This window comes from Fundicoccus sp. Sow4_H7, assembly GCF_052115865.1.
In the GTDB taxonomy this organism is placed as follows: domain Bacteria; phylum Bacillota; class Bacilli; order Lactobacillales; family Aerococcaceae; genus Fundicoccus_A.
This window is the reverse complement of record NZ_JBQKME010000003.1, coordinates 93,203-116,490: the sequence shown is the minus strand read 5'-3', so window position 1 is coordinate 116,490 and position 23,288 is coordinate 93,203. Positions and strand designations below refer to the sequence as shown.

22 protein-coding genes and 1 riboswitch are annotated in these 23,288 nt (G+C 33.9%); of the genes, 1 reads left to right on the top strand and 21 read right to left on the bottom strand.

The features are described from left to right. Positions 1–5: 5 nt before the first annotated feature. The 9 genes from ACTQ54_RS04630 to ACTQ54_RS04590 form a co-directional block, all read right to left on the bottom strand. Positions 6–2,528, bottom strand: a complete 2,523-nt coding sequence (locus ACTQ54_RS04630) for an exonuclease domain-containing protein (RefSeq protein WP_441754988.1) — start codon at positions 2,526–2,528, stop codon at positions 6–8. 11 nt (positions 2,529–2,539) lie between these two features. Further along, positions 2,540–3,781 (bottom strand): CCA tRNA nucleotidyltransferase, encoded by a 1,242-nt coding sequence (locus ACTQ54_RS04625; RefSeq protein WP_441754987.1) that lies wholly within the window; start codon positions 3,779–3,781, stop codon positions 2,540–2,542. After that, entirely contained in the window at positions 3,771–4,319 is a 549-nt protein-coding gene (locus tag ACTQ54_RS04620; protein WP_441754986.1) for a YpiB family protein, read from the bottom strand. The genes ACTQ54_RS04625 and ACTQ54_RS04620 overlap by 11 nt, the downstream gene beginning before the upstream one ends. A gap of 21 nt (positions 4,320–4,340) precedes the next feature. Continuing rightward, complete coding sequence (locus ACTQ54_RS04615; protein ID WP_441754985.1) at positions 4,341–5,645, bottom strand: tetratricopeptide repeat protein; 1,305 nt, start codon at positions 5,643–5,645, stop codon at positions 4,341–4,343. A 197-nt stretch (positions 5,646–5,842) separates the two neighbouring features. After that, positions 5,843–6,118 carry an HU family DNA-binding protein gene (locus ACTQ54_RS04610; RefSeq protein ID WP_441754984.1) on the bottom strand — a complete coding sequence of 92 codons (276 nt, stop codon included), beginning with the start codon at positions 6,116–6,118 and terminating at the stop codon, positions 5,843–5,845. A 144-nt stretch (positions 6,119–6,262) separates the two neighbouring features. Then, positions 6,263–7,576: a ribosome biogenesis GTPase Der gene (der, locus tag ACTQ54_RS04605; RefSeq protein ID WP_441754983.1), complete on the bottom strand. Its 1,314-nt coding sequence runs from the start codon at positions 7,574–7,576 to the stop codon at positions 6,263–6,265. A 78-nt stretch (positions 7,577–7,654) separates the two neighbouring features. After that, positions 7,655–8,920 carry a 30S ribosomal protein S1 gene (gene rpsA / locus ACTQ54_RS04600; protein ID WP_441755083.1) on the bottom strand — a complete coding sequence of 422 codons (1,266 nt, stop codon included), beginning with the start codon at positions 8,918–8,920 and terminating at the stop codon, positions 7,655–7,657. 320 nt (positions 8,921–9,240) lie between these two features. Beyond that, on the bottom strand, positions 9,241–9,912 hold the full coding sequence (gene cmk / locus ACTQ54_RS04595) for a (d)CMP kinase (protein ID WP_441754982.1): 672 nt from the start codon (positions 9,910–9,912) through the stop codon (positions 9,241–9,243). Positions 9,913–10,030: 118 nt separating this feature from the next. Further along, positions 10,031–10,717 (bottom strand): LysM peptidoglycan-binding domain-containing protein, encoded by a 687-nt coding sequence (locus ACTQ54_RS04590; RefSeq protein WP_441754981.1) that lies wholly within the window; start codon positions 10,715–10,717, stop codon positions 10,031–10,033. Positions 10,718–10,913: 196 nt separating this feature from the next. On the opposite strand from ACTQ54_RS04590, the gene ACTQ54_RS04585 reads away from it, so the two are divergent. Beyond that, positions 10,914–11,117 carry a ferredoxin gene (locus tag ACTQ54_RS04585; RefSeq protein ID WP_441754980.1) on the top strand — a complete coding sequence of 68 codons (204 nt, stop codon included), beginning with the start codon at positions 10,914–10,916 and terminating at the stop codon, positions 11,115–11,117. Here the strand turns inward: ACTQ54_RS04585 and ACTQ54_RS04580 are convergent. The 12 genes from ACTQ54_RS04580 to pfkA form a co-directional block, all read right to left on the bottom strand. Continuing rightward, the gene (locus ACTQ54_RS04580) at positions 11,074–11,715 is read right to left on the bottom strand and encodes an ECF transporter S component (RefSeq protein WP_441754979.1); all 642 of its coding nucleotides are present in this window, start codon (positions 11,713–11,715) and stop codon (positions 11,074–11,076) included. The genes ACTQ54_RS04585 and ACTQ54_RS04580 overlap by 44 nt on opposite strands. 118 nt (positions 11,716–11,833) lie before the next feature. Next, positions 11,834–11,959, bottom strand: a riboswitch (FMN riboswitch). Positions 11,960–12,061: 102 nt separating this feature from the next. Continuing rightward, positions 12,062–12,790, bottom strand: coding sequence for a pseudouridine synthase (locus ACTQ54_RS04575; protein WP_441754978.1), 729 nt, complete (start codon positions 12,788–12,790; stop codon positions 12,062–12,064). 11 nt (positions 12,791–12,801) lie between these two features. Continuing rightward, positions 12,802–13,401 carry an SMC-Scp complex subunit ScpB gene (gene scpB, locus ACTQ54_RS04570; RefSeq protein ID WP_441754977.1) on the bottom strand — a complete coding sequence of 200 codons (600 nt, stop codon included), beginning with the start codon at positions 13,399–13,401 and terminating at the stop codon, positions 12,802–12,804. Next, positions 13,398–14,162 carry a segregation and condensation protein A gene (locus ACTQ54_RS04565; protein ID WP_441754976.1) on the bottom strand — a complete coding sequence of 255 codons (765 nt, stop codon included), beginning with the start codon at positions 14,160–14,162 and terminating at the stop codon, positions 13,398–13,400. The genes scpB and ACTQ54_RS04565 overlap by 4 nt, the downstream gene beginning before the upstream one ends. Beyond that, entirely contained in the window at positions 14,159–14,572 is a 414-nt protein-coding gene (locus tag ACTQ54_RS04560; RefSeq protein ID WP_441754975.1) for a GNAT family N-acetyltransferase, read from the bottom strand. The genes ACTQ54_RS04565 and ACTQ54_RS04560 overlap by 4 nt, the downstream gene beginning before the upstream one ends. A gap of 110 nt (positions 14,573–14,682) precedes the next feature. Next, entirely contained in the window at positions 14,683–15,501 is an 819-nt protein-coding gene (locus ACTQ54_RS04555) for a purine-nucleoside phosphorylase (RefSeq protein WP_441755082.1), read from the bottom strand. Next, positions 15,498–16,667, bottom strand: a complete 1,170-nt coding sequence (gene deoB, locus ACTQ54_RS04550; RefSeq protein WP_441754974.1) for a phosphopentomutase — start codon at positions 16,665–16,667, stop codon at positions 15,498–15,500. Before deoB ends, ACTQ54_RS04555 begins: the two co-directional genes overlap by 4 nt. A gap of 17 nt (positions 16,668–16,684) precedes the next feature. Then, positions 16,685–17,596 carry a site-specific tyrosine recombinase XerD gene (gene xerD, locus ACTQ54_RS04545; RefSeq protein ID WP_441754973.1) on the bottom strand — a complete coding sequence of 304 codons (912 nt, stop codon included), beginning with the start codon at positions 17,594–17,596 and terminating at the stop codon, positions 16,685–16,687. After that, positions 17,583–18,470 (bottom strand): CvfB family protein, encoded by an 888-nt coding sequence (locus ACTQ54_RS04540; RefSeq protein WP_441754972.1) that lies wholly within the window; start codon positions 18,468–18,470, stop codon positions 17,583–17,585. Before ACTQ54_RS04540 ends, xerD begins: the two co-directional genes overlap by 14 nt. Before the next feature lie 37 nt (positions 18,471–18,507). Continuing rightward, complete coding sequence (argS, locus tag ACTQ54_RS04535) at positions 18,508–20,199, bottom strand: arginine--tRNA ligase (protein WP_441754971.1); 1,692 nt, start codon at positions 20,197–20,199, stop codon at positions 18,508–18,510. 317 nt (positions 20,200–20,516) lie between these two features. After that, positions 20,517–22,277, bottom strand: a complete 1,761-nt coding sequence (pyk, locus tag ACTQ54_RS04530) for a pyruvate kinase (protein WP_441754970.1) — start codon at positions 22,275–22,277, stop codon at positions 20,517–20,519. A gap of 36 nt (positions 22,278–22,313) precedes the next feature. Then, complete coding sequence (gene pfkA / locus ACTQ54_RS04525) at positions 22,314–23,282, bottom strand: 6-phosphofructokinase (protein WP_441754969.1); 969 nt, start codon at positions 23,280–23,282, stop codon at positions 22,314–22,316. Positions 23,283–23,288 lie beyond the last annotated feature (6 nt).

Sequence of the window (23,288 nt, the reverse complement as noted above, 5' to 3'; positions counted from 1 at the left end):
AACTTTTAGTCATCGTAAATTAAAAAATTTATCCAAGGGTTTAAATTATTTCTCAATTCATAAGAATAATATTTAGTGAATACACGATCATCGAATAAATAAAGCTGGTCAACGGTCGGATTAACAGCTAATTGTAACACAAGATCATTTAAACGTGATTGCATTAAAGGTAAATGTAACTGATTAAATTCGAGATGGCTATCCCAACGATTATACTTTGCCAATGCATTCAATATAGGAACATTCGGATTAGCAAAAGGTAGGCGTTGTATAAGAATCGTCCGCTTAGTTTTTATATCATTCATTTGAAAACTATAGCAATTAGAAAAAGTTAAAATCAAAATACTTTTTTCCATCTCTTCTTGCCGGCGTAATACACGATTTAAACTCCCGTTAATTCCAGGACATAAAACACCATAAAGTTCCGTTAAGATTTTCGATTTCTTAATCATTTCATAGGTTAACTCTTTAGCTTTTTGATTAGCAGCTAATATGATGATCCGGTTTTCTAGCTGATCAGAAAAATCTGTTAAAAAATCCACTTGTTGTTTAATCGCAATCGTGTCATCTGTTAACCAATCTTGTTCTGTATTATTATCTAGCGTAAAATCAGTCGTATTAATATAACCAACAGGAAGTTTTATATCAATACTTTGCTCTATTTGATTCGGCAATTGTAGAGGTTGGAAATGATTATTTTTTAACCATTGATAAGACCCTGATTTTTGTTTATATTGATAGAATCGACGGCTAAATAAATACACTTCCTGCTTTGGATTTTCATTAAATGGATTTTCAATAAACAATGGTCTCGCAATCAACTCAATATTATGCACAAAATGATTCGAAAATTGACCTTTTACGATTAAATATTGGTCGGAATCTTGATAAACAAAAGTTAGTATAAGCTGAATTAAACGCTGTAAACGATAGTCAGTGACTACTCTAGCCTGTTTTAATAGATGATCAATACTTAAAGCGATCGCTTTAAGTTCATTTAAAAAACAGCCGATATTTAATTCAAAGATTAAGGAATCGCTTAGAAAATATTCATAAGAATGCTTTGTACTTTTAACCTCATCACTTTTATCAATATAATTTTTCAATACTTCATTTAATTCATAAAAAATATCCATTAAACGATTGAGTTGGATATTCAGTTCGTTTTCATTAGGTTGCAGCGTAGCTTGGTAGACAAAATAATCAAAAACAGACTGTAATTCTGTGAATAGAAAACTCACTGACAGTCTACTTTGTTGATTTAAACGTTGTTTTTCTACCCAATCTTCATAATTTAAAATTAAAATCCTTCGATTAAATAAATAACTTTCCGTTTGAAGATTAGCTGTTGAAATTTTTTGAGCTTCCATTAATATTAAATCAGTTTTCTTTGCTGCTTTAATTAAAGATGAGTAAAAAGGATTCACTTTGTTGGCCAGCGTTGACCGACAATATTTCTCAAGTAGTGGTTGCACGACTAATTCATCTCGGATTTCCGCATAATCCCCTGTCTGTGTAGTAGACAACCAGCGAATCGTAGCCGCAATACTAATAATTTCTTGTTGATTTAATAAATGAATTTCCTTAGTTGCGATTAATTCTTCAAATGCAGGTAAATGTAAATAATGATTGTCCTTTTTTAAAACCACGACTGAGCCTTTATCCATTAATTCATCTAATTGCTCCACAAACCAATTTAGTCGATTTAGTGATTCAAATCCTATGACCATTGGTTTAGTAAAAGCTAATTGTTTGATAACGTCAACCAACTCACTATTTTTAATCGCTGGATTCATCTTTTCAAAGATTAACCTAGGATGATGGCTTATTTTCTCAACAATTAATTGACTTATTAAAGAATAATTTTGCTCATGTTCAATAGTTAGATTGTCATTGAAAACAATTGAATCATATTGTGTTTGAATTAAAAACATTTGTGGCTGGTCAAAAAATTCTTTTTCATCATGTGGCAAATGCACAATATAGGGATATAATCGATTAAATAATTCATTGTCTAAGTTAAGTACTTCATCCCCTAGTTTTGATAATATTTGCATCGTTATATAAGCATCACTGGCGGCATCATGTGCATCCTTATAAGGCAATTCATAATAATTCGCGAGTTGGGTTAAATTAAAGCCATCCGCCCACGGCACTAAAATTTTTGCTAATTTTACGGTATCGATAGCAGACGGATTAAAATTTACTTCATTTGCCCAAAGAAAACTCTCTTGCAGCATGACTAAATCAAAAGCTAAATTATGAGCAACAATCAAACAGTCTTTTAACCGTTCGTACCATAAAGGAGCCACTTGTTTGAAAGTAGGTGCTTTTTCTACAACATCTTGTGTAATTCCTGTTAACTGTTGAATATGTTGCGGGATGGCCATTTCAGGATTGATGTACATATTATGTTGCCCAAGTATTTTACCATCTTGGTAAATAACCGCTGCGATTTGAATCATACGATCACCTTTTTCAAAGTTAGGACCTGTTGCTTCAATATCAACGACAGCAATTTTCTTCATTAAATATGACCTCATTTCACTGAATCTTTTAAATAGGAACTAACAAAAGCTTCAATTGCCTCCTGTGTATTATCAAGCTGTTGTAAAATAATATTTCTTTCGATTTCAGCAATCAATTCACCAACAATTGGTTTCCCTTTCGTTAAACCTAACATCTTCATAATATCAGCTCCATTGACAACGATGTCTGTTCTTTGTTTAATCGGTAATGAATTAAACATGACTTCAATGGATGGTTTTTGGATAATCGCTTGTGACTGCATATATTGTTCTACTTCCAATAAAATTTCATTTTGATAATGATAGACCGTTTCAAGATCAATTTGATTTGCTTTAAATAACGGAATTAATTCAACAATATTTTTTATATCTTTAATGGTCTGATTACTATGGGTCCATACTTTCAGAAAATGTCTTTTATCTGTAACACTGTTAAAAGGCAATTCCATTAAGAATATGGCCCAACTCATGGATTCTGAAAATTCATAATCGTGTTGATGCATGGCATAATATTTCTTAGCAAGTTGATCTAACACTTCTTGAATATTAGCCACATTCATCATTGGTAAATATCGATAAATATTGGCATCAATCAATAATTGATAACTATCATTGAAGTATTTACCTTGCAAAAACTTTGTCATTTCAATTCGAATGCGTTCCATTGAAACTTGATTAAGGTTTTTCGCTAATGCCTTCATAGAACGGAAAGTTTCTCCGTCTACAGTAAAACCGAGTTGCGAAGCAAAACGAATAGCCCGGAATATGCGCAAAGCATCTTCGTAAAAACGCTCCATAGGATTGCCAACAGCGCGAATTATCTTTGCATCTAAATCAAGTTTCCCACCATGGTAATCATATAATCGTCCATTCATATCGAAAGCTAAGGCATTAATCGTGAAATCACGACGTAAAGTATCTTCTTGCAAATTTCTGACAAATTGAACATTATCTGGATGACGGAAATCACTGTACGAATCTTCCGTTCTAAAAGTTGTGATTTCATATGTTTCTTTTTGCCAAACAACAATCACCGTTCCATGTTGTTTCCCTAAGTCAATGGTATTAGCAAAAATCATTTCAACTTCATCTGGACGAGCACTTGTTGCAATATCGATATCATGTATGGGTAAATTCAATAGTGTATCTCTTACACACCCACCAACAAAATAAGCCTCATAGTTATGAGACTCAATTTGCTTCATCACTGATTTTGCTTTTTGAAATAGTGGATTAGTCAAACTATAAATCATAATCAGTTCCTTTCAATTGCTCAATCAAATTGACAAAGTAATCAGCTTGTTCGTAATTATGCTGATCCAAAGCTTCATCTAATTGCTGGGTAATGTATTTAATATAGGCTTGTGTACTTAGATGGTTTAAAGTTTGATTCGTATTTTTAAGTAAATCTTCATCCTCTGGCACAAATGGATTTTCCTCAAACACATCTAATACATAGGCCAACTGAAAGTATTGTGGGACATTCAATTCTAAATAAAAGAGTTCTTTTTTATACATCATATTTAATCTCAAGTCATGAAAAGCTTGCTCATAATTTGTATACGTTCGTTGATTTTTATAGTAAATAAAAGGCACAGCCGAATTATATTGATAAGATACATATATTCCTCTAGGAGCATATTTAACTTGATCAGTAAATACAATGGTCTCCATAATATTCGGTTGTTTAATTAAATAATTCATTAGATATGTAACAGATGGATTAACATGTTCATATCGATTGACAATCTGAGTTAAAAACTCTCTTTTCATTTGATTCTTATTCAACATACGGCACCTCCATTTATCGTCTTATTTTTCTCCACCAAAATGATTTTCTATTTGCTTAGACAAAATAGTTAATTCTGGTGATTGATAAATACTTGTTTCAAATCGTTTAACAAGTTTCCTTGCTTCTTCATAATTATTTTCATTCATTAAAAAACGACTATAATCTAAAATTAAATCTGGTTCGTTAATTAAATAATCAATTGCTTTCATAAAGTACTTATTTGCTTCTTCTGAGTTAGCTAAACTTTCAAATGTAATGGCATATAAATAACTCAAGTAATTTTGATCGTCAAACTCTTCTCCTAACGTACGTAGTTGATGTAAAGCAATCGCAGGGTTATTTTCTTTTAAGTAATATTTTACAATCAGTGAAATAATTTGATACTGATCTACTTCTTCGTCAGCAAGGAAATAATAATCTTCCAGTTTATTAATGAGCTCAATGCTGACTTCATCCACTGTTAGAGCAACTTCTACTAATTTTAATATCGTTGGATCAAAAGGCGGCAAAGATTTGGCTAGCCAGGTAATTTCTTTTTTCAAGGCAGATTGTCGATTAGTGTCTTGATAGAGTTCCATCAATAGAAAATGACTTTCAAAATTGTCTGGATTCATTTGAATGGATTTTTCCGCCATCGCAATCGCTTTTTCGAATTGCTTAGACCTTTGATAGGCAATTGCTAATAAATAATAATCTTCATCACCATTCTCTAAGTTCTCATTAGCATACATTTCTTCAATTTTTTCGATATTCATCATTTCTTTACTGATTTCGAAATTGGCTAATTTTTTCCGTATTTCTAATTGATTAATTTGGTTGGGAAAATATTCATAGGCAACATTTAAATAGTACTCTGCTCGATCTACGATGCCATGTTCTTCATATAATTTTGACAAAATAATATAAGGTTCTACTTGAGTCGGAAATTCTTTAATCAATTCGATTAACAATTCCCGTGCTCCATTATAATGATCTAGAGCATTTAAAATTTGTGCTTTTAAAAAAGCATATTTATACGTTAATTTACTAGGACTAACTTCATCAAGCCAATCATTTGCTTGCTCATAATATTGATATTGGTAATAAGCTAAAGCAATTTGATAGCCAACATTTTTTAGCGGATTTATATCATAAAGTCTTTCTAAAATAACAATACTAAAATCACGATAGCCTAAGCGATTTAAATACTGTGCAATATCTAACAGTGCTTGATAAGATTCTTTTTCATCAGCTGCTGATTGATAATATGGAGCTAAACTTACGTTTAAATCTTCAATCGTTTCAATTGTTTTAATTTCATCTAATATTTGGTCAAACAACGACATCCAATAACCTCCAGTTATTCATTAAATATATTATAACATGAAGCTCACGATTAACGTTATGTAAATGTGAAGAATTATATTACTTTTAAAATAATAATGAGCGTTCAAATAAATATTAGCCTATATGGGAGTTTAGCCAATAAAATTATCCAAAAAAAACCGTCAGAGCCTAGGCTCCAACGGTTGAATAGTATAAATTATTTTACTGCGTCTTTAAGAGCTTTTCCAGCTTTGAAGCCTGGAACTTTGCTTGCAGCGATTTGGATTTCTTCACCTGTTTGAGGGTTACGTCCTTTACGAGCTGCGCGGTCGCGAACTTCAAAAGTACCGAAACCAATGATTTGTACTTTTTCGCCTTCAGCTAATAATTCTTGAACTGTTTCAAATAATGCTTCAACAGTTGCTGTAACGTCTTTCTTAGTTAAATTTGTTTTCGCTGCTACTTTTTCTACTAATTCTGCTTTGTTTGCCATAATAAATTCCTCCCATATAATTGCTAATAAGCAAGTTTTTGAAATTTCATTGTTAAAACTTTTAACAATTATTTCATATCTAAGAATAGCATATCAAACTTGATAATACAACATTTAGGACTTGATTCGATGCATTTTAATCGATTATTCACGTTCACGGACAATTAACCTTAAAGGAGTCCCATCAAAATAGAAAGATTGTCTTAATTGGTTTTCTAGAAAACGTTCGTAACTAAAGTGCATCAGTTCCTTATCATTGACAAAAACAACAAATGTTGGTGGATTGACTGCAACTTGTGTTAAGTAGAATATTTTTAATCGACGACCTTTATCGGTAGGTGTAGGATTCATCGCAACGGCATCCATTAAAACATCATTTAATAATGATGATTGAATACGACGATTACGGTTTTCATAAATCGTTACTAAAAGCTCTGGTAATCGATTTAGGCGTTGACCTGTTTCAGCGCTGACAAATAAAATCGGGGCAAAACTTAAATATTGGAATTCTTGACGAATATCTTTCGTAAATGAATCAAATAAATTATCGCTTTTATCAACTAAATCCCATTTATTGACTAAGATTACGATACCTTTATTAGCTTCATAGGCATAACCTGCTACTTTTTTATCTTGTTCACGAATACCTGTTTCAGCATCAAGAACTAAACAAACAATATCACTACGCTCAATAGCAGACATTGCACGAAGAACACTATATTTCTCTGTTTTTTCATATACTTTCCCACGTTTACGGATACCTGCCGTATCAATCATGGTAAAAGTATTACCGTCTTCATCAGTAAAATAAGTGTCTACAGCTTCACGTGTAGTTCCTTCTATGTTGGATACAATTACTCTTTGCTCATTTAAAATTGCATTAACTAAACTTGATTTGCCAACATTTGGACGGCCAATAAAACTAAATTTAATGGAGTTGTCCTCATCTTGATGGCTAGCATCCTCTGGGAAATTAGCAATAACTTCATCCAATAAATCACCAAATCCGGTTCCATGGGCGCCAGAAACAGGGAAAGGTTCACCATGTCCCAAAGCATAAAAATCGAAAACTTGTAATCTTTCTTCTGGATTATCGGTTTTATTAACAGCTACGACAACAGGTTTCTTAGTTCGATGAAGTTGATTAGCAATATTTTCATCAATATCCGTTAATCCTTCACGAGCAGAAACAACAAAAACAATCACATCGGCTTCATCCATGGCTATTTCAGCTTGATAACGAACTTGATTCATTAAGGGTTCATCAGACAGATCAATCCCACCTGTATCGATTAATCGAAATTCACGACTTAACCAGCTTGCGGTTGCATAGATACGGTCACGTGTAACACCCGGTTCGTCCTCAACAATGGATAAACGTTCTCCAATTAAACGATTGAAGACTGTCGACTTCCCAACATTCGGTCTACCAACCAAGGCAACAATTGGTATACTCATAAATTCACCTCATTTGTTTTAAAAATAAGAAAAGACTGATGCATCAAGCGTCAGTCTTCATATTAAATGAATATTTAATTATTCATCATCACTTTCAGATCTTAAAGCTTTTAACTCATCGGCACCTAATAAATCAGCAAATGAGAATCCAGAATCTGAACTATCATCTGATGCAAATGTATTTGCATTGTTTTGTTTATTATTACGTGGACGATTGTTATTTGATTGAGGTCTGCGATTTGATTCAGCAGGAGCTTGTCCTTCTTCAAATGCTGGTTTATCTAATAAAGCTTTAATAGATAATGATAAGCGTTGCTCTTCAGGGTTAGCACTTAATACTTTAACTTCAATTTCTTGACCTTCTTCTAGCTTCTCGTGTGGAGTTGCAATGTGGTCGTGTGAAATTTGAGAAATATGTACTAAACCTTCAACAGCTGGGAATACTTCAACAAAGGCACCAAAGCTTGTTAGACGTTTAACAGTACCTGTTAAAACAGATCCTTCTGGCGCTTTTTCTTCAATATCATCCCATGGTCCAGCTAATGTATCTTTAATAGATAATGATACACGTCCTCTTTCTTTATCTACAGATAAGATTTTAACATTAACATTATCGCCAATTGTTAATTTATCACTTGGTTTGTCAATGTGTTCATGCGCAATGCGGCTAATATGAACTAAACCATCAATTCCACCTAAGTCAATGAACGCACCAAAGTTCGTTAAACGAGCAATAGTACCTTCAACAATTGAACCTTCTTCTAAGTCGTTTAAAATTTCAGCACGTTTTTCTTCACGTTCTTTACGTGCAATTTCTTTATGAGATAAAATTAAGCGGTTTTCGCTTGGTTCAATCTCAACGATTTGGAATTCTAAAGTTTTACCTTTGTATGGTGAGAAGTCTTCTACAAAGTAGTCTTCTACCATTGATGCAGGTACGAAACCACGAACACCAGCATCAACAACTAAACCGCCTTTAACAACATCTTTAACAGGTGCTTCAATTGTTTCACCGCGCTCAGCTTTTTCTTGGATTTCTACCCAAACTTTTTTAGCATCGATACGTTTTTTAGATAAATAATAATTTCCATTTTCTTTATCTTTAATTGGGCGTAAAACAACTAATTCTACTTCATCCCCAATATTTAAAATTTCTGATGGATCTTCAAAAGGTGTAGCAGACAATTCTTGACGTTCAATAACACCTTCTAAACCGCCACTCTCTTTAATTGCAACACGTACTTGTTTATCATCAAATGCAAGCACATCTGCTAATACAGTATCACCAACTTTAATTTCAACAACGCTGTCTAATGCATCTTCCATTGTTTCCATTGTTTCCATTGTTGCTGGTTCTTCTGCTTCAGTTGTTTCTTCAGTTGTTTCAGCTTCTGTAGCTTCAACTTCTTCAATTTCAACAGTAGTTTCCTCAACTACCTCTTCAGTTGTCTCTTCAACTGTTTCTTCATTATTAACTTCTTCGTTCAATTCATTGTTCTCAACAAACTCTGCCATGTACCAGTTCCTCCTAATAAGCAATTGCCTTAAAATTGTCGCCAAAAATGTATATTGGTCCACATAATTATATTTTATCAAATTTTTTAACTATCGTCCAGTAAAGGATTGCTTTATTAGATATAATCTTAAATTTGATAGAATACATCTTATAAATTATCATCAATATTTTGAATAATAAATTCTATAACATCATTAGTTGATAAATCACTTGAATCAATTAAAATTGCATCGTCCGCTTTTTGTAATGGGCTATTTGCTCTTGTAGAATCATATTGATCACGTCTGATAATATCAGCTTCAATTTCTTCTAAACTTTGTGAGGTCATATTATTTTCTAAATTTTGTTTATAACGGCGCTCTGCCCTAACTTTTGACGATGCAGTCAAGAAGAATTTATATTGTGCATTTGGTAAAACAACTGTACCAATATCACGACCGTCCATGATAACCGATTGGTCACTCGCAATTGCTTGTTGTTTTTCAACTAACAAATCTCGTACAACAGAAATGGCAGACACTTCTGATACATTTTGAGTAACTTCCACTGAACGGATTTCTTTGGTAAGATCTTCACCATTAATAAATAAATGAAGTTCTTGATTGATATATTTAAAATCAAAGTCAATGTGTTTAATGAACTCTTCAATTTTTTCTAATTGATCAAAAGCGATCTGCTCTTTCATTAATAAATAAGTTACTGCTCGGTACATTGCACCTGTATCAATGTAAGTGATATTTAAACGTTGCGCGATTTCTTTTGCAACTGTACTTTTACCAGATGATGCTGGCCCATCAATAGCGATTGCGATTTTTTCCATATATTTGCCTACTTTCAACTTAATATCATAATTTGTTTACTATATACACCATTTCAACCCCTAGCCCAAACAGGCTAGGGGTTGAAATGAATTTTAAATAGTTATGTAATGCCTTGAATTATGGCACAACGATTTGCATTCCAGGATAAATTGGTGTTTCAATTGTTGCTCCATTCATTTGAACGAGCTCATAAACATCGACACCGAAGCTTACAGATATACTCCACCAAGAATCTCCTGCTTGGATTGTATAACTTCCTGTCGCAGGTGTCTCTGGTATAACTGGTGTTTCTGGAACATAAACTTCAGCTGATTCAACTGGTGGTTGAATTGGCGTTTCTGGTACTTCAACTGAAGATTGTTCAACGACTGAAGACGATTCTTCAATTTCAATTGAACTTACACTTTCTTCACTTGAAGCAGATTCAGATTCTGAAGAACTTTCATCAGACTCTTCTGATTTACTCTCTGATTCACTAATAGAACGATTAATCGATAGATTTTCCATAGAAGAAGTTTGAGCGCCTTCTTCTTTACGAGTAGCATTCACTGCCCAATATAGCATAAAAGGCGAAATTAACACGACAACAATAAGGAATAATAAAACTTTTGACAAGGTTGTTGCTTCCTTGTTTGGTTGGTTACGTGCTGATCTTGAAAATTGGCGTTTCTTAGGATTTTCATCTTGACCAAAGCCACGATTCCAAGGCATTTTATTATTTGATTGTTGATTTGAACGACTCACATTTTCATGACGTTCATTTTGATTCTCATTATTTTGATTTGGATAATTATCATTTGACATTCAAATTCCTCCTACATGTGTTACAATATTTAATGTATTAACAGAATATTAAGTTATAAAGCATGAGCTCGCAACACTTTCTGAACTATACTAACATAAATATACACGATATTGTCTTAAATTAACAAAAGTTAAACGCTTTTACATTAATTTGATGCTTATTTGTAAACTAATTGTAACATATGGAGGAGTTTTTGTGAAACTATTTGTTAAATCTGAAAAATGCATCGCCTGTGGAAGATGTTATTTAAATTATCCAGACCTATTTGACACAAATGATGAAGGAATTGCGTTTGTCAAAGAAAGTGCCAATGAAAAAGACCACATTAGCAGTCGCAATGCAGTCTTTGAGTGCCCTACGCGTGCGATTCAGATGATTGAATCGAATGAGGCAATTTAATAGTTTCTTGGTAATTAGGGTATAGAATTTGACGTTTTTCTAAAATAGGTACGATTGATCTTAAAACAATAATTTGTCCAATACTTAAAATAATTCCTTTGATTAGATTAAATGGCACAATTATGGATAAAACATAATCAAAGAAGTCATTAATTGGAAAATTTAAGACGGTTGTATAAATAGGAAGAGCTACATAATAATTAAATATAGCCATTGTTAAAACTAAGGCAGTTGTTAAGCTAAGACTCAATGAAATTGTTTTAGCCATTGATTGTTTAGTAGATGTAAATTTCAAAATATAATGTGTTGGTAAAAACATCACTAATGTAGCCATAAAACTCATGATAACACCAATTGGCAAACCAGCTTGACCACCACTAGTAATATAGTTGATTAAATCTCGAATTCCTGCAACAGTAATTAATCCGACCGGACCATAAGTTAACATTCCAATGAAGGCCATTAAATCACTAAAATCTATTTTCAAAAACGGAGCTGCAGGTAAAATTGGAAAATCAAAAAACCGTAATACAATTGCCCATGCCCCTAAAATAGCTAACAAAATCATAGTTCTAACCGACAACTTTCTTTTAACCATAAATCTTTCTCCTCTATTTCGTCTTACAATAGAGCCTTATGCAATAAAAAAATACGCCATCTACCAAGTCCTCAGCAAATAGCGTACATTAAATAATCTTTAAAAAGATATATTGCACAAAATTCTTCTTCCATCCAGACTTTACTGTCGGTTCTGGAGTTACACCAGATCAACCAAAACAAAATTATTTCGGTTCGTGGACTTTACCACCGGTCGGGAATTTCACCCTGCCCTGAAGACGTTATTTAATTTTATGATACTATCATAACATAATTGTAAATAAATTCAAGTCTTTTTAAGTGGCTTTGTTCATTTCTTCACATTTTTTTATTCAGTAAATTATATCTTAATTTGCTGATCCTTTAGCCAATTTGCTTAATTTATCAACTTCAAAAGCTGTTAATTCACGCCAGTCACCTGGATTCATTTTATGTAAGTTCAAGAAGGAAAATCGTTCACGTTTTAACTTAATCACTTCATGTCCAACTGCTTTAAACATTTTTTTCACTTGATGGTTCCAACCTTCGTGGATCGTCAACTCTACGATGCTTGTATTTTGCTTGATATTCTCTTGTAAGACTTTCACTTTAGCACGACTAGTTCTCTTCCCATCAATTACAACACCATTGGTTAGTTTAAATATTTCATCAGAAGTCATTATACCTTCTACTTTTGCCACATAAACCTTATCAATTTGGTATTTCGGATGCATGAGTAAATTAGCAAATTCACCATCATTTGTCAGCAATATTAATCCTGTCGTATCATAATCTAAGCGTCCAACTGGATAAATGCGTTCATCAATCAAATGAATATAATCCGTTACCACTTCTCTACCTTTATCATCCGCTACTGCACTAATAACATTTTTAGGCTTATATAATAAAATATATCTTGGTTCTTCTTTATAAATTGGCACTCCATCAACTTCAATCAAATCACTAGTATTCACTTTAGTGCCTAATTCAGTTACTTTATCACCATTGACAGAAACACGGCCTTCTAAAATCAATTCTTCAGATTTTCTTCGACTTGCGACACCTGCATGTGCCAGTACTTTTTGTAATCTTTCCACACTTCCACCTCCTAATTTTCATACTCGTTTTCTTCATCAAAAAAATCGACTTGCCATTCTTTTATATTAAACAAATCACTATAGGAGGCTTCAGAATTTAATGGAAGTTCTTGAATCTCTGGCAAATCATTGAGTGATTTCAATCCAAAGTAGTCCATAAAATAATCTGTGACAGCATACAAAATCGGTCTTCCAGGTGATTCCACACGGCCAACTTCTTTTATTAAATCACGGCTTTGTAGCCGTTGTATCATGGCTGCTGAATTTACTCCTCTAATTTGGTCAACCCCCATACGGGTGATTGGTTGTCGGTAAGCAATAATAGCTAATGTTTCAACCGCTGAGCGCGATAGCTGTGTTACAAATGGTGAACGAGCAAAATCCACTAGTACTGATTCTAACTCCTTCTTAGTAACCAAACGATAGCGTTGATTATAGTTAACTAATTCAATTGGACTTTCAGGATTTTCTTGTAATTCTATTTGTAATTGCTGCAGTGCATTCGAAATGGACTCTAAATCTACAGCTAAAACTTGCGCCAGTTCTTCTCGGCTAACACCGTCTTCCCCTGCTACAAATAATAGTCCGTGAATTTGCATTTTTATGGTCAAATAGTCACATCCTTTGCCAATCTAATACGTTTAATTTTAATCATTTCCAAGGCATGAGGTTGATGGAAAATAATTTGTTGCTTTCTTACTAATTCGAGCATCGCTAAGAATGTTGCAATATATTCCTGCTTTGAGCCAGAAGATACAAGATCGGTTAATTGAATTTCATCTTCAAAATTCATCTCGTCAAGTAAAATCATAATATCTTTAATTTTCTCATCCACTGTAATTGGGTCATGTTGTATTTCTTTTAATTGTGGTTTGCGTTCAAAGGCGTTCACTAAGGCTTGAATCATTGCTTGATTTAAAACAGCGACACTTAATTCATTTTCTTCTAAAGGAATAAAAGTTTGATGATGTGATAAATCTACTGGTTGGCGAGTGTATAATTTAGCCCTTTGTTCCTGTTTTTCCTCTAAACTATCGGCAACCGATTGAAATTGCTGGTATAATAATAATTGTTGAACAAGCAATTGTCTGGGATCTTGCCCTTGATAGTCGTCATCCATTTCAGTACTAGGTTCAATAGGCAACAAAAGGCGACTCTTTATTTCTAATAAAGTCGCCGCCATCACTAAATAATCCCCTGCAATATCTAACTCTAATTCTTGCATTGAGCGAAGATAATTCATATATTGAGTTGTTATTTCATGCATAGGAATATCATTAATATCAACTTTAAGTTGTTTGATTAAATGCAGTAGTAAGTCAAATGGCCCTTGATAGGCTTGTAGCTCCAACTTTAAACTTTCTTGACTCATGCTTCCTCTACTCCATCAATTGCTTCATGGTATCTTTTTGACCATCTTGCTAACAGATCACTCGTTTTAATAGAACCAATTAAAGTTGCATTAGGATACAATTGGCGTAAATTTTGATAAATACTAAAACCTACACCTTCATTTCGAAAAGAAGGGATTACAGCAATCCGTGGAACTAAAATCGTTTCAATCTCATCTTCAGACGCATCATCTAAATGATTACGTTCAATTGTAACGATGCCGACAAAATTATCTGATTGATCATCTTTATATAAATAAATTTCTTTATCTGGGTCATTACGATATTCTTCAAGCAACTTTTTCTGCTCTTCAGTCGAAGAATGATCCAAAGTATAAGATAATAAACCCATAACAATTTTTTCATTTTTATTTTTCGAACGTATTAACATCTATTTCCCCTCCTTTTCAAAAATCACTTGTTGAATCATAACATTATCTTTCACATAATTCAAATAAATATCTCTGCCGCTATCTTTTATACAACCGTTAAATGTATAAACTATAACTTTAATATCAATTTTTCAATCAATTGCTTAAATTTAGGTTTTACTATAGTTGAGACTTCAACCACTTCTTCATGATTTAAACTCGATTGCATTCCAGCAGCTAAATTTGTAATACAAGAAATACCAATGACTTCAAGTCCACAGTGTTTGCCAACAATGGCTTCTGGTACCGTAGACATCCCAACAGCATCTCCACCAATTGTACGTGCAAATTTAATTTCAGCAGGTGTTTCATATGTTGGTCCTGTAAACCAAGTATAAACACCTTCTTTTAAAGAAAGATTGAGTTCTTCATCAATTTCATGAAGTAACTGTTGACCTCTTTTACTATACGTTTCAGTCATATCAACAAATCGAGGTCCATGTGCATCGAGATTTTGACCAATTAAGGGATTTTCACCTGTTAAATTAATATGATCGGTTATAATCATCAAATCACCTGGTGTAAAGTTTTCATTGACCCCACCAGCAGCATTCGTAATGATAACTGTTTTGACACCAAGTTCTTTAAAAATACGAACTGGATAAGTGACTGTTTGTAAATCATAACCTTCATAATAATGAAAACGACCTTGAAGAGCGATAACTTTTTTAGAAGCTAAATCTCCATAGACAAGTTTTCCAGCGTGACCTTTAACAGTTGAAACAGGAAAATCAGGTATTTCCTCATATGGAATTGATATAGCTGATTCAATTTGATTGGCTAAGTCACCTAAGCCTGATCCTAAAATTAGGGCAACTTCAGGCTCTGTCATGCCCTTATCTTTTAAATAATTAACCGTTGTTTCAAACATACTATCTCTCCTCTTTATTTTAATTGACTTAAAAATGTTTGACCATTTTCAGTTTTTTCAATATTAAAATTATCTGAGATTGTGGCAGCTATATCACTGAAATAACGAGCATCAAGTTCCTTAGCTTCTTTGAATGAAGGACTGTAAACTAAGATTGGGACATACTCACGTGTATGATCTGTTCCAATATAAGTTGGATCATTTCCATGGTCAGCAGTAATCATCAACAAATCATTTCCTTTCATATGAGAAATAATTTCAGGTAAACGTTGATCAAAGTCTTCAAGAGCTTGCGCATAACCTTCAGGATTACGACGATGACCGTATAAGGCATCAAAGTCTACTAAATTGGTAAAGCTTAAACCATTAAATTCTGTATCCATGACTTTGATTAATTGATCAACGCCGTCCATATTAGACTTAGTCCGAACAGATTTAGTAATACCTTGGCTGTTAAAGATATCATCAATTTTCCCAACTGCGACTACATCGTAGTTGGCGTCTTTAAGAAAATCTAATGTTGTTTTTGAAAATGGATTTAAAGCATAGTCGTGACGGTTACTTGTTCGAGTAAAGTTTCCTGGTTCTCCTATATAAGGACGTGCGATAATTCTTCCAAGCATATAAGGATCATCTAAAGTAATTTCACGGCAATATTCACAAATTCTGTAAAGTTCGTCTAATGGTATGATATCTTCATGGGCAGCTATTTGCAGCACTGAATCGGCAGAAGTATAAACAATCAAATCACCTGTTTTCATTTGATGTTCACCTAGTTCATCAATGATTTCAGTTCCTGAAGCAGGTTTATTCCCTACTATTTTACGACCAGTAAAATCTTCTATTTGTTTAATTAATTCGTCAGGAAAACCATCTGGAAAAACACGGAAAGGAGTCTGGATATTTAAGCCCATTAATTCCCAATGACCTGTCATCGTGTCTTTACCAGCCGATACTTCTTCTAATTTTGTCCAATAAGCTTTGGGAGAATCTGTCGTCTCTATACCCTCAAGAGCTTCAATATTCCCTAAACCAAATGCTTCTAAGTTAGGCAAAGTTAAGCCAACCGTTTTAGCGATATTTCCTAATGTATGGGCTCCTACATCATTAAACTCGGCTGCATCAGCTGCTTCACCAATACCAACTGAGTCTAAAACAATTAAATGTATACGATCAAATGTCATTTTATATCTCCAATCTTTTATGCTCTGGGAAAAGTCTTACGATAAACTTCTTGAAGCCTTAATTTAGATATATGTGTATAAATCTGTGTGGTAGATATATCAGAATGTCCTAATAACTCTTGGACCATTCTCAAATCAGCTCCATTTTCAAGCAAATGAGTTGCAAAGGAATGTCTTAACATATGTGGTGAAACAGATTGTTTAATCCCTGTTTGTTGAACATATTTTTTTAAGTTTTTCCAAATTCCCTGCCGGCTAAAAGCTACGCCACGTTCAGTTATAAATAAGGCCGTTGTTTCTTTAGCATTTTTTCGACTAAATCCAGGCCGCACTTCATCCAAGTAACGCTGAATCCAATAAGATGCCTCATCACCTAAAGGTACAATCCGCTCTTTATCACCTTTACCAATCGTTTGAATAAAGCCTAAATCTAAATGTAATTCTTCTAAAGAAAGATGAATTAACTCACTAACCCTTAAACCTGTTGCATACATCAATTCAAAGATAGCACGATCACGCAAGCCCCAAGTTGTATTAGTATCGGGGGCTTCAATAATTTGATCGACTTCATTCATAGTCAAAGCTTTCGGTAATGACTGAGGTTTTTTAGGTAGTTGAATGGTTTGAACTGGGTTTTTATCAATATGTCCTTCTTTAAGAAGAAAAAGGAAAAATTGTTTTAAAGCAGATATCATTCGACTAGTTGAGCTAGCAGCATAATGACTTAATTTTAACTGTGCTAAATATAACTGTATGACAGCTTGATTAATATCGGCTAAAGTTTCGATTCCTTGCTCTTCAATAAATAACTTAAACTTGTTTAAGTCACGCATATAAGAGTTTACTGTATTCTCAGCCTTACCTTCATCTATAATCATATAGTGTTTAAAATCTAAAAAATAGCTATCTAGAAAGTTAGTCTGCGTCATTATTGTCACCTTCTGACAATAACCAAATTCCTTTACCTTTTTCATGTTGTATTAAGCGTTGCTTTAACAATTGACCTACTGCCCGTTTGAATTGGCTTTTACTGATGCCAAGTTCTCGTTGAATCTCTTGTGCATCCGATTTATCATGATATGGCAAAAATTGATTGGCTTGTCTGTTTAATAAAACCATTAGCATTTGAGCATCATCATCAATCATTTCATGCGCTCTAGGTTTTAAGGATAGATTCATGCTTCCATCTTTATGAACATCAATCACACGTCCACGAACAGATTCTCCCATTCTCAAAGGTGAGATTTGTTCATTTTCATGAATAAACACACGATAGCCTTCAACAGAAATGCCAATTGCACCATCTAATTTCATTCTTATTATCCGAGCATCAATTGTCTGATTTTTCGTATTTTCTTTGGCAGGCTTATATAACTTGCTTAATTCTTCATCTGCTGCTAATTTACCCCATAAGCGATTTTTAGCATCAACTTCCCAAGTTAAATAGAGTTGATCACCTTTACGTGGCCAAATGTCTTTATTTTCAGGTAAATCATCAAGTGATACAACAACATCTTTATCAATTAAACCAACCGATACAAAAGCCCCTAAGTCTTTACGAACTTGAGTGACTGTCCCCCAACCAAAATAGCCAGGTCGTATATCAGGAAGTTGATATTGCAAGACTTTACGACGATTCATATCTTCATAAATCAAACCTTCAATGGTTTCACCTTGCTGAAAAGTCTCACCATCTAATTGATTTTTGGCAACGGTAAAAGTTTCTCCATTTACTTGTGCGAAATAGCTTTTATCATTTTCATCTGTAATGATTGCTTCTACAATTTGTCCCCATCTATTCATTATTTCACGCCTCCTTTACTTCTTAATATATAATTTTCTACATTTTATTCGGTGCCTTAATCCCTAATAAGGTTAAGCCATCTTTTAAAACAATGGTTACTGCTTTTACGATGGCAACCCGTGCTTGAATTTGGTCATCTTCATCTAAAATACGGGTATTACCATAGTATTTATTAAATAATTGGGCTAATTGGACAACATACTTAGCGACAACAGAAGGTTCATAGCGGTTAGCAGCTTGTTGAACAATCATTGGATAGTCATCTAGTTTTTTTACAACAGCCCAGGCATAGTTGTCATTGATTTCCAATATAGCTTGTGTATCAATTTCGCCATGGAATTTTTCCAGAATACTATGAGCTCTCGCGTGCGTATATTGTACGTATGGACCTGTTTCACCTTCAAATTGAACAACTTCTTCTAAATTAAAATCAAAGTTATTTAAGCGGTCGGTTTTAAGGTCATGGAAAACAACAGCTCCAACCCCAACTTGATGAGCAACTTCCTCTTTGTTCTCTAGGTCTGGGTTTTTAGTCACAATTTGTTCCATTGCTAATTCAATGGCTTCATTAAGGACATTTTCAAGTAAAACTATTTTACCTTTACGAGTCGATAATTTCTTACCATTTAAAGTTATTAAACCAAATGGAATATGATGCATATCATCGGCCCATTCACGGTCTAAGCGTTTTAATACAGCCTTTAATTGCTTAAAGTGATTAGATTGTTCGTTTCCTACAACATATAAACTTTGATCAAATTGATATGTATTATAACGATAGTAAGCTGTTGCTAAGTCACGGGTCATATACAATGTTGCCCCGTCAGATTTCTTAATCAAAGCAGGTGGTAAGTTTTCAGCTTCTAAATCAACAATTGTAGCACCATTGTCAATAGTTGAAACACCTTTTTCAGCAAGTTCATCAATGATAGCTTGCATTTTGTCATTATAAAAAGCTTCACCATTATAAGAGTCAAACTGAACATCTAACATATCATAGACACGTGTAAATTCTTTTAGAGATTCATCTTTAAACCATGTCCATAACTGATGCATTTCTTGGTCGCCTTCTTCTAAATTTTTGAAAGCGGCTCTTGCTTCATCTTCTAAACTAGGATCATGTTCAGCTTTATCATGGAAATCGACATATAACTTAACCAACTCATTGACTGGATCAGCAGTTACGGCTTCTTCATTACCCCATTTTTTATAGGCTACAATTAATTTACCGAATTGCGTTCCCCAATCACCTAAGTGATTAATACGGATAACATTATAGTTTAACTTTTCTAAGATATATCCTAGTGAGTTCCCAATAACGGTTGAACGTAAATGTCCCATCGACATAGGTTTGGCAATATTCGGAGAGGACATATCAATAGGCACATTTTTTTGATTACCGATATCAGCAGCCCCATAGTTACTGCCTTGAGCTAAAATGTTATGTAAAATTTGGTTACTCGACTCAAAGCGATTCAATAAGAAATTAATATAGGGTCCGATGACAACTACTCGATCAAAAGCAGAAACATCCATTTGTTCAACTAAATCTTGTGCAATAAGGTTAGGTGCCTTACGGAATGTTTTTGCTAAAGAAAAGACTGGGAACGCTAAGTCACCATGTTCAGGATTAGCTGGTACTTCAATTAACCGTTCAATTTCTTTTGCATCCATATGCTCCTCAAGTAGAGGTAATAAGCTATCAATAATTTGTTGTTTGCCTTGCATCTATCTCTCTCCGTTCTTTCAATAAAAATAACCTCTAGGATATCACCCTAGAGGCGAATTTAACAAGTAAAATCCATAGTTTCTTCCGCTTTTTCATTTAAAACTGACTCATAAAATCAATTCAAATACCAAGAGCCAATTTTTCTATTAATCTAAACCTGTCGAAAGTTGTCCTAAATCGCATAAAGACATCCATTAACTTCACGATTTCGTTAGTCATTATAACATACTCATTGCCTAGGTTCAATAAATCAAGGATAAGTAAAAAACTGACATTAAGTGTCAATTAAACTTAATGTCAGTCTTTATTTATTGAATTAAATACTAATGGTTGCACCACGGAAGATAACGCCGCGACGAGCATCAACAGTGATTAATTCATTGTTTTTAATGTTTTCCACTGCATCTTTAGTACTTACAATTACTGGAATACCACGTTCTAAACCAACGATAGCTGCGTGAGACGTAATTCCGCCTTCTTCAGTAATAATTGCGCCAACTTTTTCTAAGGCTGGTGCATAATCTTTATTAGTTGATTTAGTTACTAGGATTGATCCGATTACAGCATTTTTGTTAGCTGTTTCTGCATCTTCAGCTACAACTGCTTTACCGATAAAGTGGGCATTACCAATACCTTCACCTTTAGCTAATTGCGTACCGATAATTTGGATCTTCATAATGTTAGTTGTTCCAGCTTCACCTACTGGTACACCAGCGGTAATAATAATTAAATCGCCTTCTTTTGCATATGATTCTTTTGTAGCTAAATCAGATGCTAGGTCTAACATTTCATCTGTTGAATCTGGACGATCAATCACATAAGGTTCTACACCCCATGCAAAAGCAAGTGAGCGTGCCACTTCTTCATCAAAGGTAGCAGCTAAAATATTAGCATTTGGACGATATTTAGAAATCATTAAAGCAGTGTGACCTGATGAAGTTGCAGCCACAATTGTTTTAATATTTAAGTTTTTAGCTGTATGTCCTACTGCTTGACCAATAGCTTCAGTCATATCAGATTGGTCGTAACGTTTTAATGTCATTGCATCTTGACCAATTAGAGCTTCTTCAGTTCTTTGGCAAATGTTAGCCATTGTCGTAACAGCTTCAACTGGGAAATCACCAGCAGCTGTTTCTCCAGATAACATAACAGCATCTGTACCGTCAAAAATAGCATTCGCTACGTCCCCTGCTTCTGCACGAGTTGGACGAGGATTTCTTTGCATTGAATCTAACATTTGTGTAGCTGTAATAACTGGTTTACCAGCTTCATTACATTTTTTGATCATTGATTTTTGAATAATTGGTACTTCGTGAGTAGGAATTTCAACCCCTAAGTCACCACGAGCAACCATGATACCATCTGAAACCTCTAAGATTTCATCTAAATTATCTACACCTTCTTGGTTTTCAATTTTAGAAATAATCTTAACGTTTGGTTTACCTTCTTCTTCTAAAAGACGACGGATTTCCATAACATCTGAAGCACGACGAATAAAGCTTGCTGCAATATAATCTATTCCGTTTTGAACACCAAAACGAATATCTGATTCATCTTTTTCAGTAATACCAGGTAAATTAATTGAAACGTTAGGAATATTGACACCTTTTTTAGATTTAATAATTCCACTGTTTTCGATACGTGTAACAATTTCATTATTTTCGTGGTCAATTTCAGTGACAAGTAAATCAATAAGTCCATCATCTAATAAAATATGGTTGCCAGGTTCAACGTCATTAATTAATTCTGCGTAAGATACTGAAAATCTTTCAGAATTTCCTAAAACTTGATTCATTGAAACACGAACTTCATTTCCACGTACTAATTCGACTAAGTTGTTTTCCATATCATGTGTACGGATTTCTGGTCCTTTAGTGTCTAACATAATTGCTGTGAAAGGACGTCCAGCTTCTTCTCTAGCTGCTTTTAAATTGTTAAAACGATTTAAATGCTCTTCGTGATCACCGTGAGAGAAATTAAAACGAGCCACATTCATACCCGCATTAATTAATTTCACCATCATCTCTTTAGAATCTGTCGCAGGCCCTAACGTACATACAATTTTTGTTTTCTTCATTCGTTATGTCTCCTTTAATTGTAATTGGCAATTTTTTTACTTATCAGTTAAATCTAAATTCAATTGGTATAAGTCATGTCTAACAATATGCGATTTTTCTTGCAATGTTTCAGCAATATCAAATGTTGCTAATTGTTCACCACGAATACCCATATAAATACCTTTTTGACCTTCTAATAATGCATCTACAGCTTTTGCTCCCATTAAAGTAGCAAAAACACGGTCACGAGCTGTAGGACTTCCACCCCGTTGAATATGGGCTAAAGTTACACCACGAATACTATGATCACGGTCTACTACTTTAAAATTGCTTACAAATTCATTAACACCCATTACACCTTCAGCTAAAACGATGATTGAGTGGTCTTTACCACTTTGACGGCCATTATTAACACGTCTTACCACATCTTCCATATCAAAATCAGCTTCAGGAATAATAATAGAGTCAGCACCAGCGGCTACACCAGCCCATGTTGCTATATCTCCTGCATGTCTTCCCATAACTTCAACAACAAATGTTCGGTTATGCGAAGAAGCCGTATCAGAGATTCTATCAATTTCTTCTAAAGCAACATTAGTTGCGGTATCAAATCCAATCGTGTATTCAGTTCCCGGAATATCATTATCAATTGTTCCAGGAATTCCAATAATTGGAAAGCCAAATTTTTGTAATTGTAATGCCCCATTAAATGTACCGTCTCCACCGATAACGATTAATGCATCGATTTCATTTGAACGCATCTGTTCGATTGCTTTTAATTGGTAAGTTTCTTCTTTAAATTCAGGATATCGCGCTGAATATAAGAATGTCCCACCACGACGAACTTTGTCTTGACAATCTTCTATTGTTAATTTACGGAAGTCTCCTTCGACCAACCCTTTATATCCATAAAAAACACCAAAAACTTCTATCCCATGGTGAGCGGACTGGTCTACTACTCCACGTATTGCTGCATTCATACCTGGTGCATCACCACCACTGGTCAAAATTGCGATACGCTTCATCATTTC

Coding starts and splice junctions, on each gene's coding strand:
- ACTQ54_RS04620 (WP_441754986.1), bottom strand. CDS start 4,319: ATGTTGAATAAGAATCAAATGAAAAGAGAGTTTTTAACTCAGATTGTC.
- ACTQ54_RS04540 (WP_441754972.1), bottom strand. CDS start 18,470: ATGAATAGATGGGGACAAATTGTAGAAGCAATCATTACAGATGAAAAT.
- ACTQ54_RS04610 (WP_441754984.1), bottom strand. CDS start 6,118: ATGGCAAACAAAGCAGAATTAGTAGAAAAAGTAGCAGCGAAAACAAAT.
- ACTQ54_RS04565 (WP_441754976.1), bottom strand. CDS start 14,162: ATGAGTCAAGAAAGTTTAAAGTTGGAGCTACAAGCCTATCAAGGGCCA.
- argS (WP_441754971.1), bottom strand. CDS start 20,199: ATGCAAGGCAAACAACAAATTATTGATAGCTTATTACCTCTACTTGAG.
- pyk (WP_441754970.1), bottom strand. CDS start 22,277: ATGAAGAAAACAAAAATTGTATGTACGTTAGGGCCTGCGACAGATTCT.
- ACTQ54_RS04625 (WP_441754987.1), bottom strand. CDS start 3,781: ATGATTTATAGTTTGACTAATCCACTATTTCAAAAAGCAAAATCAGTG.
- cmk (WP_441754982.1), bottom strand. CDS start 9,912: ATGGAAAAAATCGCAATCGCTATTGATGGGCCAGCATCATCTGGTAAA.
- xerD (WP_441754973.1), bottom strand. CDS start 17,596: ATGACGCAGACTAACTTTCTAGATAGCTATTTTTTAGATTTTAAACAC.
- ACTQ54_RS04580 (WP_441754979.1), bottom strand. CDS start 11,715: ATGGTTAAAAGAAAGTTGTCGGTTAGAACTATGATTTTGTTAGCTATT.
- ACTQ54_RS04615 (WP_441754985.1), bottom strand. CDS start 5,645: ATGTCGTTGTTTGACCAAATATTAGATGAAATTAAAACAATTGAAACG.
- der (WP_441754983.1), bottom strand. CDS start 7,576: ATGAGTATACCAATTGTTGCCTTGGTTGGTAGACCGAATGTTGGGAAG.
- ACTQ54_RS04590 (WP_441754981.1), bottom strand. CDS start 10,717: ATGTCAAATGATAATTATCCAAATCAAAATAATGAGAATCAAAATGAA.
- ACTQ54_RS04560 (WP_441754975.1), bottom strand. CDS start 14,572: ATGTTAATACGTTCGAAAAATAAAAATGAAAAAATTGTTATGGGTTTA.
- ACTQ54_RS04630 (WP_441754988.1), bottom strand. CDS start 2,528: ATGAAGAAAATTGCTGTCGTTGATATTGAAGCAACAGGTCCTAACTTT.
- pfkA (WP_441754969.1), bottom strand. CDS start 23,282: ATGAAGCGTATCGCAATTTTGACCAGTGGTGGTGATGCACCAGGTATG.
- rpsA (WP_441755083.1), bottom strand. CDS start 8,920: ATGGAAACAATGGAAACAATGGAAGATGCATTAGACAGCGTTGTTGAA.
- deoB (WP_441754974.1), bottom strand. CDS start 16,667: ATGACATTTGATCGTATACATTTAATTGTTTTAGACTCAGTTGGTATT.